Source organism: Cryobacterium levicorallinum (assembly GCF_004402405.1).
Classification (GTDB): domain Bacteria; phylum Actinomycetota; class Actinomycetes; order Actinomycetales; family Microbacteriaceae; genus Cryobacterium; species Cryobacterium levicorallinum.
The window spans coordinates 145963-161865 of the sequence record NZ_SOFE01000023.1 but is presented as its reverse complement, the minus strand read 5'-3'; the positions used below and the strand labels follow the sequence as shown (position 1 = coordinate 161865).

Genomic DNA, 15903 nt, shown 5'->3' with positions numbered 1-15903 from the left:
CGCGCGCTCCTCCGCTTTCGTCACGGAGGTGCGCCGCCTCGATCTGCAAGAGGCGTGGTGGCTCAGAAGGTGTACAAATTCAGGTGAAAATCTCTATATCGCGGTAGCGCGGACCGTATCGGGTGCCGAGTCGTTCCGCTGCACGGTCAATCGCCGCATCTGGAATGCCCACGTGCGTCAAGATCACGAGAGTAAGCACGATCCAGTTGGCGTCCCGGATGCCGCGCAGCAAGACGCCATCTTCCCAGATGCCGCTAGATGCCGCGTGCGCAATGGCATTTCGAGCCTTGAGGAACTGCTTCGTCCATTCTTTAACGGACACCCGCGCTCGCTGCCAGACATCGTCATCGACCTGTCGGATGAGCTGCTCCACTTTCGAACGAAATGTGGTCCTCCCAAGATCGCCCTTGAGCTGCGCCACGGCCTCCTTCTGCGCGTGGTCCAGGCCCGTCAACGATTCCAGAGCTTCGAGAATCGGCCTAGATTCGTCGGAACTTAGTCGCGGGGCTTCGTGCAGTTGAAGCGCTGTTGCGACTGACTCAATTGCCGCAGAGCTGAGGATCACGTCTGCGTCAACATAACCAGGCTGGTACCGCAACCCAGCGAGGATATAGAGGACCGGCTTCCACTCGCTGTACGCCGCCCACCACCGCTCGATCGTGTGCTGAATCCAGTCACCAGCGAACCTCAGCGAGTACTCAACCGGTGCGCGCGTCGAACGCTCAAACGGCGCGTACTTATCTCGCCCAAAGACGTTCACGGTCTGCCCGGACGCCTCAGTCGCTATTAGGGTGAGTTGCCCGCATGGCAGGTCAGCAGCGAATGTGAGCATCGTCTGAAAGACGGCGAGCTGAGTCTCAAAGTCCTCCAACGGAACCGGCTCCGGCGCAACTAACGTGATCGAGTTCTCTCCACCGCGTAGCGTCACTTCCATCTGTGGCGCTCCGTCGACCTCGGGAAACAACAGTGCCTGCGAGGGGCCTCGGGCTGCTCCGTCCTCGTGGCGGTACGAACAGGCCGACGCCAGGTGTTCGAATGTCGCCGTCACGGTTGTGTATTGAGCATCATCCACGGTTGATCCGACCCTGAGTTCATCGACTCGCAACCCCAGGTCACCGTCGATCCCGAAGACTGTTCCACGTATGAGCGTCGGTGTCCCGTCAAGAGATGCCGTGAGGACTCGTACGCCAGGCTGCCCTGTCGCATACGAGAAGCTACGCGGTGACTTGAGGATCCACCGCCCGCCGCGTTCAACAACTTCGGCTGTGCCGTCGCGTGCGCCACCACCGATCGACTCAAATTCGACCAAGGTCGATGGCCACTGAAAGTGCTCCGAGAATAGCGCCACAGATCGACCTACGCGGTGACGAGCTGCATCAGCTCGGTGAAGTCGGTAACTACCTTGTAGGTCACGTCGTGGCCGTTCTTCGCACTCATGGACGCGAAGAATTTGCGGGCACACTCGATCTTTGCGTCCTCGATGCCCTTGAGCTGCAGGGTCGAAAGCGAGCCCTTGGTCTCGGCAACAAAGTAAACGTGCTTGACACTGCCCTCTGTGAACGCGATCGCCCAGTCGGGGTTGTAGTCACCCACCGGAGTCGGGATGAAAAAACCACGAGGAAGCTTGGCGTAAACAGCGACCTCCGTACTTGTGTCCAGCTCGGTGACGAACGCACGCTCGATCTTCGAGTCAGTCACGACAAAGTCGTAGATGTGTTTCTTGAGCTTGTGCCCCGCCTTACTGAAATCCTGCGCGGTTTGATTCTCTGTGAAGATCGCGGAGTCGAACCGATCTTCCAGCGCGTCGTAGATCAGATGCTCGACAATGACGGTTGCCTTTTGCTCGTTGATCAGCCGCGCCGCCTCAGTGATGAACTGCTCCGGGTTAAGCCGAAACTTCCCGAACGTGCCCGGCGCCACGCCTCGCAGGATAGCGGCAACCGTGCGACGGGTGAGCTGAGTCTTTTCGGTGATCTCACCAAGCAAGTCGTACTTCACCTGTGATCCCGCACTCATGGTCTCGGTGTGAGTTTGGGTAGTAGACACCACGAACCCCGAGCCGCCCGCCAGGTCGTCAGCCTCCAACTTTTCGCGCTGCTGTCCTGCTTGGACGACGTACTGCATCGCGGCGACGTTCAGGTGCTTGTCCAGATGCCCAATCGACATGTGGATAAGTTCGGCCGAGTCGAACTCGACTTGGTAGACAGCCTTGTGGTTGATCCGACCCCAGAGCGCCTGAAACTCCTTCTTGGCGAAGTTCGCCTCGTTGAGAGGGATCCTCTTCGGCTTGCGATCGTCGGTGATCTCCGGCGCCGCGATATGTAGAGCGTCAACGAGTTCGGCAACCTGGTAAAAATACGGCTGCAGCGAGGCTGGCAACTCGGGCATCTCTGGCAATCCGGCACGAGCGAGCCACTTGTCGGTGAGGTGCTGCTCGTAGTCGATAAAGGCGTTAACCGTTAGCCAGTACTGGAGTTGCTTTGCCTCGTCCGGCGTGATCGTGTGAATGGTTCCGGTCGGAACGTCCTCGACGATCTTGCCGGCGAAGTATTCGGGGGTGGCCTTGCGCGGTCGGGCAGCTAGGGACTCCGAAATCTCCTTCTGGAGTCCGGCAACGAAGTCGGTGTACGACTCGTCGGTGACCACTGTCAGTTCGTTGATGTCATGCACAGTGACGGGGTTGTCCATGCGTTCACCGCGCTGGTCGACGGCGAGGCGCAGGCCGCGGCCGATCTCTTGGCGGCGGGACACCGTGTTGTCGCTCTTCTTGAGCATTCCCATGACAAACACGTTGGGATTATCCCAGCCCTCGCGCAGCGCGGAGTGGGAGAAGATGAACCGGACTGGCTCTGTGAACGAGAGCAGTCGCTCTTTGTCCTTCAGGATCAGGTCGTACGCATCGATGTCGTTGGACTGGCCCTTGTCGTCGCCACGGCCGGAGACATTGCCGTCAACTTGATGCTTGGATTTCTTGTCGATCGAGAAGTATCCCTCGTGCACCCGTCGGACCTCATCGCGTTGCAAGTAATGCTGGAACTCCTCCGTCATGTTATCTATCGCCAGCTCGCCGAGTACCTCGTCGCGGATTGCGGCAAACTCTTCCTCGAACACGCGGGCATAGTCACCGAGGGTGTCTTCACGGCCGTAGTCGCGGTACTTGGCGACCTCGTCGATAAAGAATAGTGAGAGCACTTTGATGCCCTGGCTAAACAATTCTCGTTCCTTGTCCAAATGTGCTCGGATGACCTCGCGAATCTGGATGCGCCGCTTCGTCTCCTCTGTGACGTCGCGGTCAGCGAGCTGCCCGGCGATGACGACGTCGCCATTGCTTAGCTCGATAACATCGCGGCTCGCGTCGATCTCAGTGATGAACAAGCCCTTGTAAGCCTCAATTCCGTTCGACACATCGTGCAAGTTCGCACCGACGTCGAGGCGCTTGACCTGACGTTTGATCCCAGTCTGGGTCTGCACTTCGATCTCAATCCGAGCACGTGGCTTCGCGCCCTTGGCGATCTCGATAGCTTCCAGATAAAGGTATGCGGTGGATCCGGCAAGGCCCTTCACTGTGATGCCGCGCACCGCGATCTTCTTGACCAACTTCTGGTTGTATGCGTCCAAAGCATCGAGGCGGTGTACCTTCGTGTGCTCCACCTTGTGTGTTGCCGAGTAACGCAGCATCATCAGGCCATGGAAGCGCGAAAGCGCATCGAGGGACTTCGCAGCACCAATCTTCTGCGGCTCGTCAATGATCACGATAGGTCGGTTCGCCGCGATCACGTCGATCGGACGCCGCGACTGGAAGTCATCGAGTACGTCGTAGATGCGACGGTTGTCTTTACCTGTGGCGTTGAACGCCTGGATGTTGATGATCATCACCTGCACCCCGGCATCGGAGCTGAAACGCTCGATCTCGTGCAGTTGCGAGGAGTTGTAGATGAAGGATCGCGGCTTCGTCCCGTAAAGCTGTTGGAAATGTTCGGAAGTGACGTCGAACGATTTCTTGACGCCTTCACGGATAGCGAGCGAGGGCACCACGATGATGTACTTCGACCAGCCATACCGCTTGTGAAGCTCCAAGATGGTCTTGATGTAGACGTAGGTCTTCCCGGTTCCGGTCTCCATTTCCACGTCCAAGTTCGGAGCCCCCGGGGCCGCCTTGCTATCGATAAGCGTCGTCGACAGCGGCAGGTTGCGAGACCGCTGGACCTTATGAAGGTTCTCCAGCAGCTGAGTCGAGGAGAGCGCGATGTCGGCGTTCCGAAGACCGGAGTCGGGCATATCGTTCGTCTCGAACAGCGTCGGGTTCGAGGCAGGTACTACCTTGCCGGGGTCGATTCGATAGGAGATGCCGTCATGCTTGGGCTGACCTGCAAAGACGTCCACGACCGAGTCGACGGCGTCGGTCTGATACCGCTGGACCTTGAACTGTAGTTTCATCCCCATCAGATTGCCTTTACGTCGGTCGCCGGAGATACCTCGCGAAAGACCTGCTCGGCGTTGATACGCGCGGCATCGGACGTGAAGCCGGAATCACGGAACACAGCACGTAACGGCTGACGCTTCGCGATCGAATGCACAACCACTGGACTGACGAGTTCGTCGAAGCATGCGATCAGAGCACCATCCTCGACGACGAAAACCTCATTGCCGTCGATCTGCTCGACGCTGATGGGCATCGTTAGTTCGAGGCCCCAGTCGAGAAGAACTTGAAACAGCAGGTCTTCTCCGGAACGGTCCGGTTTTACACTTCCTTCGAGCTGATCGAGAGCAAGCTGGTCAGTATCGTCTGGGGCACGAAGGACGTCCGCCATGTTGGTCGAGTCGATCTTGAAGCTCCTGAACCCAGTGTCCAGCCCTACGCTCGTGAGTGCTGCGCCTTTTAACACGCTTGCGCCCGCTCGTCGGATTCGGTCTCGTGATATCTCCGCGATCGACCCATACCCCGCCTTCGCCGCATCGGATTGCGATGCCGGTACTTCGTCGATCTGGACCATGATGAAGCGACGTGAACCTTCATCCGCTGCGTTTTGAGCCAAAACCGCGTGAGCCATGCTTCCCGAGCCCGCAAAGAAGTCAAGAATCACTTCATCAGCGTCGGGATGCGTTGCGAGTTGAATAATCCTTCGCAAGAGGCGGACGGGCTTCGGATAGTCGAAGTAAGTCGGTCCGTTCTTGTCGAAAAGGGCACGGACTTCGCGAGTTCCCTCTTGGGTGTGACCGACTTCCGAGTTGGGCCACCATGTCCAAGCGGACTTACCGTCACGCTCAGCCAGGTACGTCTTCCGGCGCGGGATGCCTTTCCCATCAGGCCCGAACCAGAAGCGCCCTTCTGAAACTTGACTCTTGTATTCGGACTCGATGTTCATCCAGCAACGCCCCGGGGGCGGGCCAACCGTCAAACCGGAAGGCGTGACAATTTCATACATCTGATTTGGTCGATAGCCTGGCGCAGTAAAGTCTGACGATACCCACCGCCCGCGCGGGTCGTCGTCCGGGTTATTGAAAGCCGCGCGATCCTTTTCGTCCAGCGGCAGTGGCGCGAGCGCCGCTTCCACATTCGCTCGATCCCGCGCATACATCACGACGTATTCATGCCCCGCACCGATACGTTTCCGAGCCTCTGGTGAAGTCCGCTTCTGCCAGACGACTTGCGCGAGAAAGTTTGCCTCACCGAAGATCTCGTCACAGATCCGACGAAGCTGCCCAATCTCATTGTCATCGATAGAAATGAAGATCACGCCGTCATCGGTGAGCAGATTCCTTGACAACTTCAGGCGCGGGTAAATCATGCTCAGCCAGTCGGAATGGAAGCGGCCGTTTGCTTCTGTGTTCGCAATGAGACGAACTCCGTTGTCGTCAGCCTGACCAGAGTTGCGCAGGTACTCAGCGGAGGTCTGTGAGAACGTGTCCGAGTAGACGAAGTCGCTGCCTGTATTGTAAGGCGGGTCAATGTAGATGAGTTTGACTTTGCCGAGGTAGGACTCCTGCAGTAATTTGAGAGCGTCGAGGTTGTCACCTTCGATGAAGAGGTTCTTTGTGGTTTCAAAATCCACCGACTCTTCGCGGACGGGACGCAGCGTCTTGGCGATCGGCGCGTTAGCGGCGAATGTGGCGGCACGCTTACCTGGCCAGTCGAGCTGGTACCTCTCCTGCGGCCCGTCAACGACGTGGTCGGAGAGTTCCTGGCGCAGCAGATCGAAGTCGACGGCCATCTTGAAATTGCCGTCAGCGTCGACGGACTCAGTGACGACGGTCGGGAATAGGTCGGCGAGCTTGCCGATATTGGAGTCTGTCAGGTCTGGCGACGTCATTCGTAGTTTCTCCACGGGTTACCTCTGCTGTTCGAGTTCTTGTTGTCTAGTTTTGAGGGTGCGGCGCAGCTCGATCTTGCGGTTGAGCTGCGGTTCGGTGCGGAGCCTGCGCTCCAAGGCGGTGATCTCGCGTTCGAGTTTCCGCACGGTCGCCAGTCTGTCGGCAACCTCTGACATCTCCTCACCGGGCCGCACCGTCACCGGCGTCAGCGGCTCCAGGATCGCCGCGTAGAGGGTGGGCAAGCCAATAGCTGTCGGGAGCGATTGCCGTTCTGCGTCAGCAGAGAGCCATCCGGTCGAGTAGTAGGCACTGAGTTTCGAGGCACCCGAGCTGAGCTGCTTGTGTGCTGCGACCATCCGGACCTGAGGTTCGCCAGCTGTTGCGCGCGTGATCTCGAAGATAATCGGGTACTGGATGGCCTTGTCGATTGCGGACAGCACCTGATCGGCGACGTCGCCGGTCTTGGTGTCGATATGAAAGACCTGGATCTCAGGAACGCTCGTGCTGCCGGGGAGGTTGATGGTGGATTCGGCAAGCTTATAGGCCCAGGTAATGCGCTGGACCTCGGACACAAACTTCTCACGCACAGCGGTGCTGACACTGCCGTACTCGTAAAACTTCTCCTTGGGCACACGACTGCCAAACTTGGCGGCGGCAGGCCACTTGTACAAAAGATCAACCATCGGCTGTCACCGCCTGCACGGGGTCAACAATGACGACAAACGCGATGAGTTCAAAGTCGTCTAGCCCCGCAATCGTTCCGTTCAGGGCGGTGGTTTGACCTCCAGTGAAGAGACTGTCGATGTCGCGTTCCTCAGAAACATCGATCATCGAGTGGATCGCGTCGGTGAGCAGTTGAGAATACTTACCCATGTGCGCGCCTTCGCCCGTCGCAGTGTTGAAAGCCTGCACTACATCGGTCAGGGGTTCCTCGTAGACCCGGCATCCAGCACGGAGCAGGTCAAGTAGACGCTTGGCCTCGGTGTGATCAGCCACAACTTCACCTCGATCATCGAGGTACACAAGATAATGCGGGTGCAGCCTGTTGCCACGGTTCAAGTTGTCGTCAGCATCCACATTCCGAAGCGCAAAGATCACGCCTGGCACGAGCCCCTTACTCGCATCGGCTGGCACCACGGCGTGCAGCCCCTTCGGCGCGGCGGCAAGGTCGCCGTATTCTTTGACGTAGGCGAGCAAGTCCATTCGGAAATCGTTGAGTCCGAGGTCTGTGATGGAGACGCCCGTGCGGACGTCCTCAAGCTCGATGACATCGTCTTGGAGCTTACGCAGCTGCTCTCTGCGGAACCCTGCATCGGAGTGCTCAAGGGTAAGGACGTTGTCGTCGGCGGTGCTGGCAAGGTCGGCCATCACCATTCGGTTTTCGACGCGTTCCTTGAGGTTAATGTACTCGTCGAGGGAAATGTCTGGCCAAAAATTTACCAGTTGAATCTGCGCGTTCTGGGAGCCGATACGATCAATTCGCCCGAACCGCTGGATGATACGAACTGGGTTCCAGTGGATGTCGTAGTTGATCAGGTAGTCGCAGTCCTGAAGGTTTTGCCCCTCACTGATGACATCGGTGCCAATGAGCACATCAAGTTGGCGAGTCTCGTTCGGCATGGTCAGATCCCTCTGCTTTGACCGCGGGGAGAACATCGCCATGACCTGCTGGAAGTCGAAGCCCGTGCCGAGTGTGGTCTTCGCTCCGTGGCTCCCACCGGTGATGACGGCCGTCTCCAGCCCGGCTTCCGCAAGCACTGGCGCGAGTTCTCGGTAGAGGTATCCGGCGGTGTCAGCGAACGCTGAAAACACCAGCACCTTGCGATTGCCGCTGTTGATCGGGTTCTCGGCCTTGCGTTCAATCAGGCGTTTGAGCTCGGCGAGCTTGCGGTCATTGCCTGGGGTGACCTTGCGCATCTCATCGAGCAGCTCTCGGAGTGTCTCGCGGTCATTCCACAAATCCCGCTGCCACGAATCGATGTCGATATCGTCGAGGTCGATCTTGATCTTCTCTCCGAACGAAATCGCCTCCACGTTCGCGTCGTCCTCGTCATCGAGGTCAAAGTCGTAATCGATCAAATCAGCGGCATCTACTATCGGCCCATTGTGGATCGAAAGACTTTGGAATCTCTCGTCAACCGTGCGTTCTATTCTTTCCAGCGTTAATCGGAAAGCTTCGACCGAGCTCTCGAGCCGTTTGAGGAGGTTGACCGTCATGAGCTTCTTCAAACCCTGCTCGCGACCGGCCTGCCCGAGATTGGAGCGGGCACTTCCGGCGGTGACGTTGTAGAGGTCTTCGTACTTGGCGCGCCTGCTCGGGAACACGTAGGCCAGAGGAGTGTAGACGGCGAGAGTGAGAGCTTGGAGCTGCTCGAAGATAACGTTGAAGCCCGGGACATCCCCCAAGTCAGTAAGTGGTGCTCGGATCGATAGGGGGGCTCTGCGTTCCGGGAACGCGCCTATCTCAGAAGTGTCGTAGAACGCCTGGATGTGTTTGCGGGATCGGGCGATGGTGACCGCGTCGAGCAGCTCAAAGAAATCGAAGTCCAGCATCTGAAGAATGCGTTCCGTCGTTCGATGCTCGGGGCCCAGCTTGGACCATTCATTGAACACCCGTTGCGCATCAGAGAAGACCTTCTCCACGCTCGTGGAGAGATTCAGATGTTGAGCCAGGTTTTCCGACTCACCTTCGTAGGCAAGTTGCAGCTGGTTCTTCAGGTCATTGAACCGGTTGTTCACGGGAGTGGCCGAAAGCATCAGCACTTTAGTCTTGACTCCCTCGCGCATGACTTTCCGCATGAGTCGCTGATAGCGCGATTCCTTCTCCTCGGCGTAGTCAGCATTCCGAAAGTTGTGTGACTCATCGATCACGACCAAGTCGTAATTTCCCCAATTGATACGATCCAGCCGGAGTCCTAGCGACTCGCCTTTCGTGCGTGAGAGGTCAGTATGAGCGAGGACGTCGTAGTTGAACCGGTCGGCGGCGAAGATGTTCGTCGTGAGGTTGGCGTTGTAATTTGTCCAGTTCTCGGCGAGCTTCTTCGGGCAAAGAACCAGAACTGACTTGTTGCGCAACTCGTAGTATTTAATGACGGCCAACGCTGTGAACGTCTTCCCCAAACCCACCGAGTCGGCAAGGATGCAGCCGTTGTAGGTCTCCAATTTGTTGATGATGCCGGTCGCACCGTCGCGCTGGAAGTTGTAGAGGCTCTGCCAGACCTTTGTCTCTTGGTAGCCGGTGCGGTCATTTGGCAGAACATCTTCATTGATTTCGTCGAGAAACTCCGCAAACAGGTTGTACAGGATAAGGAAGTAGATGCGCGCAGGCGAGTTTTCGGCGTACACGTTAGCTATATGGTCGCTGACGGCCTGAGTAACGTCGTGGAGTTGTCCTGGATTGTTCCAAATCTGGTCGAACAAGTCGAGGAACCGCTTCGTCTCCGTCTGGCTCTCGAACTTCGTCACGACGTTTGAGACTGCGGGGCCGCTTTCATAGCCGAGGTCCGTCGTCGTGAATCCCTGGATCGGGAAGTATGCCGCTCTGCCATCAACCACGGCGAGTGGTTGCATCGGGTTGCCCGTCGCGTTAGATCGAAATGTCACCTTGCGGCGTACCCAATCGGCACACTCCTTGGCGATGGCCCGCTGGGTGAGCTTGTTGCGGAGTTTGATTTCGAACTCACTGCCGTACAAGCTCGACTCGGCCTGCCCAGCGGGGATGAAGAACTCGCGCTTTTCCTTGCGGAGCTTGTCGGTGACATTCTCAGTCACGAACGATGGCGAGGTGAAGATGAACTCGACCTCAGAGACCTGCTCCAGTTCTTTACGGAGCGCCTCGAATGCGAAGATTGAAAATGTCGACGCGGCTATCCGGACCTTCGATCCTGATGTGATCTCCGACTTGAGGTCGTCACCGAGCAGATCGGTTACGTTATCAATGATGCGCATGCTGTTAGTCCCCCGCCTCGTCACAGTCGGGGCCGGCAGGGATCTTGTTCGCGGACTGCCAAGGCTCGGTCACAACGCCCCCATTTATTTGGCAGGCCCCGAGTAGGTCTACCTCTGCGATGCTACCGGAGCGGACTAGGTTTGGCCGGGGATGTCCGGCTTGGCCGGGTTTTTTACTGGTCGAAGGAAGCATGGCGGATTTGCCTGCAGGCCCAGAAAGCCGGGCTGTCGGTGTCCACAGCCCTGCGAGAGGCAAAGCCCAATCGATGTGGATGGAATTCGTTCAACCTACTGTTCCAGGTGCCAGCCAAGACGTGAGGACTGCCCGCCATCGCTGGCGAGCCGAGTTCCAGCTCATCGTGTGATCCGCGTCGAAGGCCTCAAGGTCGACCATGTCAGGACGCAGGGCGCTGAGGCGAGTCGAGAGTTCGAAGGGCGACGACGTGTCGAGTGTTCCATGAAGGATGAGCGACGGCACGGTCAAATCGTCGGCGCGCGCGATCCAGTCGAAGCCGCGCAGACCGATGGGGTTAGCTAGACCGGTCATTCGAGCCAGCGGCCGGACGTTGAGCCACGGCAGGGCAAGCGCGCCGGTCCAGCCAGGCAGGCCCGACCGCGCGCAGTTCGCCTTGATCGTCGAGACCCAGTCGAGCACGGGCGATTCGAGCACGAGCCCGGCAACGATGCCTCGAAGCCCAGGCCCTGCTGCGAGTTGCAGCGCGATGGCTGCGCCCATCGACCACCCAAAAAGCACGACGCTGCGTGCGCCGTTCTCGCAGGCGAAGCGCACGGCCGCGCGCACGTCATCGACCTCGGCGGCGCCAAGCTCGGACCTACCGGTCCCCACCCTGGGGCCTTCACCGTCGTTGCGATACGTCACAACGAGCGACGTCAACCCAGCTTCCGAGGCGACCTGCACACCACGCAACGTTCCGGCACGCGCGCTTCCGAGCCCGTGAATATGGATGGCCCACGTGGTCGACGGAGCATCTCGGGGCGTGATGAGCCAGGCGGGCGCGGGGCCGACATCCGTTTGTATTTCGACATCCGTTGTTTGGAGGCCGGCATCTGCTGGAGTCTGAAAATAGATGCCACTCCAGGATGCTCGTTGGCCGGAGGCCAGGCCGTGCCATGCCTCCCCCACGACCTCGCGTCCGACGAGATGCGGCCCGCGATCTTCGACTTCCGGGGACAGCTGAACCCAGCCGCCGTTCTCGACAATGAGGCAGTAGTCGCCGGGTGCGGCGGTGCGCGGTGAACGATCAAGGACGACGATGGGTCGCTCCCCCGTGTGATCCACGTCTCTAATTGTCAAGTCGTATTTTCGCCCGCTTGCCGGGGCGGTCAGTCGCCGCGCGATCAGGAACCCGAGCCCTCCGAGCGCCACGCTTGCGCCGGCCAGCGCGCCAGCCAGGGCCCAGGCGGCTTTCATCGTTGGCGCAGCCCGTCTCCGGTCGTCGCCGGAGAAACGGTGGGCACCGAGCCGGTCGGCCCGGCTCCGAGTAGGTGGCGTTCGGCGCGCTCGACTAGCTCCTTGTCGTAGTCGCTCACGTCGAATGACACCCGCGTATCGATCATCGCATCGCGGATCTCAACGACTTGGCGATGGAGCAGAGTCTCGGGCCCGCCGGCGTCGAACGCAACATGCTCGTTCTGGCTGATTCCCGGTCGTACGGTTGTCGCTTTGGCCCAGATCGGTTCGAGTTCGCCGACGAGCCTCCGGGTCGTCCGTTCGCGAGATCTGGCCTGGAAAGTGCGGGCTGCGGGCTGACTGGCGAAGCCGAGGCAGAGGAGGAGGAAGGTCAGGATGTGGAGCGGTTCATACGCGACGGCGACTGCTGCCATCAGGTCGAGTTCGCCGACCACATGGGCGAGATCCATGATGATGACGACGACGCTCAACGCGACCCCGAAGGTGCTTCCGAGGATCAGAGATACCGGCGGTAACCGCTGGGCGCCCTCGCTGCTTCGGAGCTGCCGTCCAGCGAGCGCGGCCATCGCTGCGAGGACGATCCCGTAGTAAATGAATTGGATCATCGAGTAGGCGGCGGCAGCGGGTTGTTCGCCAAGCTCAAGCATGAAGCTGGTGGTGGTGCCGCCACGATGGATGAGCAGGAACGTTCCGATCGCGCCGATGAGCGCGGCGACGAGTGTGAACCGGCCGAGTGCGAGCCGGACGGCCCACGTTTGATGCTCGGATGCCCTCATCACTCCGCGCCCTAGGAAGAAGACGCCGACCATCAACGTAGCGTCCGCCACGAGGGTTACCAGGTTGGAGCCGCCAGCGAGCGGGTCGAGCGCCCAGTAGACCTGATCCGTATTCAGCGTCATCGCGATCGCGATCGTCAGCGCGGCGTAGCTGATGTTGCGCTCGGCACGACCCCGCCGAAGGATAAGCAGGCTCGCGACAAGCAGCCACATGAGGGCGGAGACCAGGACGGCAATCATCCGAAGATCTCCAAGTACCGGGAGGAATGCAATGTCGATCCCCTAATTGCCGCGGCGAGCTGGTCGGCGAGGGTCTCAGCTTGGACTTCTTTGTCGGTGTTGAGATTTTGGCGCTTGAGCAGTCGGCGCAGGGTCTGCGGCGGGATGTCCGGCAGCAGATAGTCGCGCGTGTCAGGATCGTCGTCGACATCGTGACCCAAGATCAAGTGCGCCAATTCGTGCAGCACGAACTGCTGCCGATGCAGCGCCGAATCACTGTGCGCATGAAGAATCAAATCTTCGCCATCCCTCATGAGCGAAACGGCGCATAAGCCGTCATGAACGCCCAGTTCCGCGAGTTCGACGATGCGCAGGCCACGCTGCCTACTTCGCTGCACTGCACCGACCAACTCATCGAAGGTGAATGTCTCGCCCAGGGCGAGCTCGGCCAGCGCCGGCACGCTCACTTCGTTGTTCACTGCCGTGTCACTTCCCTCCGGGACCTGTGTATGGCTCAATCTGCCTTGGCGCGCTCGCTTGCTTCTGCCAAGTCTTGCGAGATCTCCGCATCTAGGAATTTGGTGATCGCCTGAAGCGCGTTCGGGGAAATGTCGCCGAGGGTACGGGCCGCATACGTTTTGACACGCGCGGAGCGCATTGCCCGCACGAGATCGAGTTGAGCGCTCACCTTGGCAGGGATCTCGGCGCCGTCCGAGCCGACGAGGAACTCAGTGTCCACGTCGAAGAACGCGGCGAGCCCTTCGAAGAGTAGGCGGTCTTGCACGTACCGGTGGCCGTTCACCACGTAGGTCCATCTCGACCGCGAGAGGTTCGTTCCGCGCTCTTCGAGGAACGCGGCAATCTGTGTAAACGTGGGCTCGCTGCCCGTCTCAGCTTCGGCGACGTCGAGCAGCAGCCGGAGGCGCTTTGCGAGATCCTCTGCGGCTGTCGTGCTGTCGTCTTCGATCATGTGCGGAACCATGGCTCCTCTGGCGATGAGCGGATGCTCGGGTCGTTGAGAGTGCCTAATATACCCGTTGAGCATGATCAACGCAAGGGTTGCGCATGCTCAAATCTGGTGGTAAACCAATCCCTGAATCAAAAATTGAGCATGCTCAAACACGATGCCCCTCGCTGAACGCACTGGCACGGCGAGGTGCACCTCTCTGTCATCCACGTGGGCGTGGCATCCACTCGGGAAGGTGGTCATTGTGTCTTTGGAATCGCACAAGCGACAGGAGCGAGAGCAGAAGCTCACCGAGCTTCACGAACGTCTGGTCGCCTCCGTCGAGGCCCTAGTCACCGGCAACGAGTGGAAACAGGCGCTCGTGTTCGCCGCCCGCTTCCGCACACGCTCGTTCAACAACACTCTCCTGATCTGGGCGCAGCATTCCGCAGCGCACGAACGCGGACTCGTGTCGGCGGAGCTCCCCGGCTACGTCGCCGGCTTCCGACAGTGGAATGCGCTCGGGCGTCACGTGGTCGCCGGCCAGAAGGGCTACATGATCCTCGCGCCCGTCACCGCGCGCTTTGCATCATCCTCCCCCGCCGACGTGCGTTCTTGGCGGAGGCTCAACCAAAGCGAGCGACCTCGCGCCGGTGAGCTCGTGCGCCAGCAGATGGTCGGCACCCGACCGGCATACGTCTGGGACGTCTCGCAGACCGCCGGTGCGCCGATCCATGAACGTCCCGCGCCGAGACTCCTCAGCGGCGAGGCGCCCAACGGTCTCTGGGATGGCCTCTCCGCGTTGGTCCGGGACGCCGGGTTCACCCTGCTATCGACAGCGGATGCCGCGTCGCTCGGCGGCGCGAACGGGCGCACCGAGTTCCACGGGCGAACAGCCTCAGTGCGCGCCGATATGGATGCCGCCGCTCAGGTGAAGACACTCGCCCACGAGCTGGCTCACATCCGGATGCATCGGCCCGACGCCGATGCGCAAGCTCACCGCGGAATCGGCGAGGTTGAAGCCGAGTCGGTCGCCCTGATGATCGGCGCGGTCCATGGCATGGATACGAGCGCCTACACGATCCCGTACGTGTCCGCCTGGGCGAGTTCGGTGCCGGGCAAGACTGCTACCGAGGTCGCCCAGGAGACGGGTGAGCGCGTGCGTCGCGTGGCCGTGGCGATCCTCGACCAACTCCAGACCGATCAGATGGGCGCCGGCGATCCCGTGGTGTTTGATCGTGAGAAGCCCACCCAGAATCTCGCCGTCGCGAGGGCCTCCAGCGAACTGTCGGGTGTGCGGCTCGGAGCCCGGAGTCTCTGATGGATATCGCCGAGGTGCTCATGAACTCGTACCGACTCCCCACCCGGGACGCCGCGCTCGTCTTCGCCCGGGCGGGCATCCCGATCTTCCCCTGTGCGCGTGACGGTAAGCGCCCGCTGACCGCCTCGGGATTCAACGACGCAACCTTTGACAGCAATCAGGTAGGCGCGTGGTGGGCTCGCTGGCCCAACGCGAACATCGGGATGCCCACCGGCAACGTGTCTGGTGTCGACGTCGTCGACATCGACGTCGCACAGACCATTTCGGGCTTCGACGCTTTCGATCGCGCCAGCGCCGCCGGCCTCGTCGACGGAGATCTGGCCCGGGTGCGCACTCCCTCCGGAGGCATGCACGTCTACTTCCCCGCATCCGCTACCCGCCCGCAACGCTGTTGGCAGTCTGCCGCGGCGCACATCGATTTTCGTGGCAACGGCGGGTATGTGGTCGTGCCGCCCTCGACCCTACTGCGGGAGAATGGCCGAGTCGGCTACTGCCTCGTCACGCTGTCCGCTGCAGGCTCCAAGCCAGTGGATGCCGCGGCCCTGCGAAGTCTCGTCGACCCGCACGCGCTTCGAACGGCATCACGGCCGGAGACAGCGGGCGTGCCCGAGCCGACCCGGCTGGCGCAGTGGGTGGGCAGGCTGCAGGAAGGCGAGCGGAACAGCGGATTATACTGGGCCGCCTGCCGCCTCACCGAAGCCGGCTACACACCCGCCGCTGTCGAAGCAGCACTCGCCCCGGCTGCCCAGAGCGCCGGCCTCCCGGAGACGGAGATCACCGCCACGATCAGGTCCGCGAACCGACGGTCTGGCGAAGGCCCGCATGGTCGGCCAGAAAGCCAATGGCGCGACCGAACATCCCCAGGGAGCAGACAAGGCGACGGACCATGCCGGGCGTGACGGAGCATCCGTCGAACCCGCGTAGGGAAGCGTCAACACTCCTGCTGTAC

Annotated in this window: 11 protein-coding genes; 2 read left to right on the top strand and 9 right to left on the bottom strand. The window is 60.2% G+C overall.

Annotated features, from left to right (window positions below):
• Positions 1–79: 79 nt before the first annotated feature.
• The 9 genes from E3O11_RS12840 to E3O11_RS12800 form a co-directional block, all read right to left on the bottom strand.
• Positions 80–934: a hypothetical protein gene (locus E3O11_RS12840; protein WP_139226637.1), complete on the bottom strand. Its 855-nt coding sequence runs from the start codon at positions 932–934 to the stop codon at positions 80–82.
• 422 nt (positions 935–1356) lie between these two features.
• Positions 1357–4437, bottom strand: coding sequence for a type III restriction-modification system endonuclease (locus E3O11_RS12835; protein WP_092449178.1), 3081 nt, complete (start codon positions 4435–4437; stop codon positions 1357–1359).
• A 5-nt stretch (positions 4438–4442) separates the two neighbouring features.
• Positions 4443–6311 carry a site-specific DNA-methyltransferase gene (locus E3O11_RS12830; protein WP_241994718.1) on the bottom strand — a complete coding sequence of 623 codons (1869 nt, stop codon included), beginning with the start codon at positions 6309–6311 and terminating at the stop codon, positions 4443–4445.
• 18 nt (positions 6312–6329) lie between these two features.
• Positions 6330–6995, bottom strand: a complete 666-nt coding sequence (locus E3O11_RS12825; protein ID WP_092449053.1) for a DUF4391 domain-containing protein — start codon at positions 6993–6995, stop codon at positions 6330–6332.
• Positions 6988–10260 (bottom strand): helicase-related protein, encoded by a 3273-nt coding sequence (locus E3O11_RS12820; protein WP_092449054.1) that lies wholly within the window; start codon positions 10258–10260, stop codon positions 6988–6990. The genes E3O11_RS12825 and E3O11_RS12820 overlap by 8 nt, the downstream gene beginning before the upstream one ends.
• Before the next feature lie 283 nt (positions 10261–10543).
• Complete coding sequence (locus E3O11_RS12815) at positions 10544–11692, bottom strand: alpha/beta hydrolase family protein (RefSeq protein WP_092449055.1); 1149 nt, start codon at positions 11690–11692, stop codon at positions 10544–10546.
• Complete coding sequence (locus tag E3O11_RS12810) at positions 11689–12708, bottom strand: DUF6545 domain-containing protein (RefSeq protein WP_174775751.1); 1020 nt, start codon at positions 12706–12708, stop codon at positions 11689–11691. Before E3O11_RS12810 ends, E3O11_RS12815 begins: the two co-directional genes overlap by 4 nt.
• Positions 12705–13166 carry an ImmA/IrrE family metallo-endopeptidase gene (locus tag E3O11_RS12805; RefSeq protein ID WP_092449056.1) on the bottom strand — a complete coding sequence of 154 codons (462 nt, stop codon included), beginning with the start codon at positions 13164–13166 and terminating at the stop codon, positions 12705–12707. The genes E3O11_RS12810 and E3O11_RS12805 overlap by 4 nt, the downstream gene beginning before the upstream one ends.
• A gap of 35 nt (positions 13167–13201) precedes the next feature.
• Positions 13202–13657, bottom strand: coding sequence for a hypothetical protein (locus E3O11_RS12800; protein WP_092449179.1), 456 nt, complete (start codon positions 13655–13657; stop codon positions 13202–13204).
• Positions 13658–13898: 241 nt separating this feature from the next.
• Here E3O11_RS12800 and E3O11_RS12795 point away from each other — a divergent pair, with 241 nt between their 5' ends.
• Both E3O11_RS12795 and E3O11_RS12790 read left to right on the top strand, forming a co-directional pair.
• Complete coding sequence (locus E3O11_RS12795) at positions 13899–14954, top strand: ArdC family protein (protein WP_198415596.1); 1056 nt, start codon at positions 13899–13901, stop codon at positions 14952–14954.
• Positions 14954–15853 carry a bifunctional DNA primase/polymerase gene (locus tag E3O11_RS12790; RefSeq protein ID WP_092449057.1) on the top strand — a complete coding sequence of 300 codons (900 nt, stop codon included), beginning with the start codon at positions 14954–14956 and terminating at the stop codon, positions 15851–15853. The genes E3O11_RS12795 and E3O11_RS12790 overlap by 1 nt, the downstream gene beginning before the upstream one ends.
• Positions 15854–15903: the final 50 nt, after the last annotated feature.

What these genes read in the sequence shown, in the direction of transcription:
- E3O11_RS12840 (WP_139226637.1), bottom strand. Translation starts at nt 934, where the DNA reads ATGGAAGTGACGCTACGCGGTGGAGAGAACTCGATCACGTTAGTTGCG.
- E3O11_RS12835 (WP_092449178.1), bottom strand. Translation starts at nt 4,437, where the DNA reads ATGAAACTACAGTTCAAGGTCCAGCGGTATCAGACCGACGCCGTCGAC.
- E3O11_RS12830 (WP_241994718.1), bottom strand. Translation starts at nt 6,311, where the DNA reads ATGACGTCGCCAGACCTGACAGACTCCAATATCGGCAAGCTCGCCGAC.
- E3O11_RS12825 (WP_092449053.1), bottom strand. Translation starts at nt 6,995, where the DNA reads ATGGTTGATCTTTTGTACAAGTGGCCTGCCGCCGCCAAGTTTGGCAGT.
- E3O11_RS12820 (WP_092449054.1), bottom strand. Translation starts at nt 10,260, where the DNA reads ATGCGCATCATTGATAACGTAACCGATCTGCTCGGTGACGACCTCAAG.
- E3O11_RS12815 (WP_092449055.1), bottom strand. Translation starts at nt 11,692, where the DNA reads ATGAAAGCCGCCTGGGCCCTGGCTGGCGCGCTGGCCGGCGCAAGCGTG.
- E3O11_RS12810 (WP_174775751.1), bottom strand. Translation starts at nt 12,708, where the DNA reads ATGATTGCCGTCCTGGTCTCCGCCCTCATGTGGCTGCTTGTCGCGAGC.
- E3O11_RS12800 (WP_092449179.1), bottom strand. Translation starts at nt 13,657, where the DNA reads ATGATCGAAGACGACAGCACGACAGCCGCAGAGGATCTCGCAAAGCGC.
- E3O11_RS12790 (WP_092449057.1), top strand. Translation starts at nt 14,954, where the DNA reads ATGGATATCGCCGAGGTGCTCATGAACTCGTACCGACTCCCCACCCGG.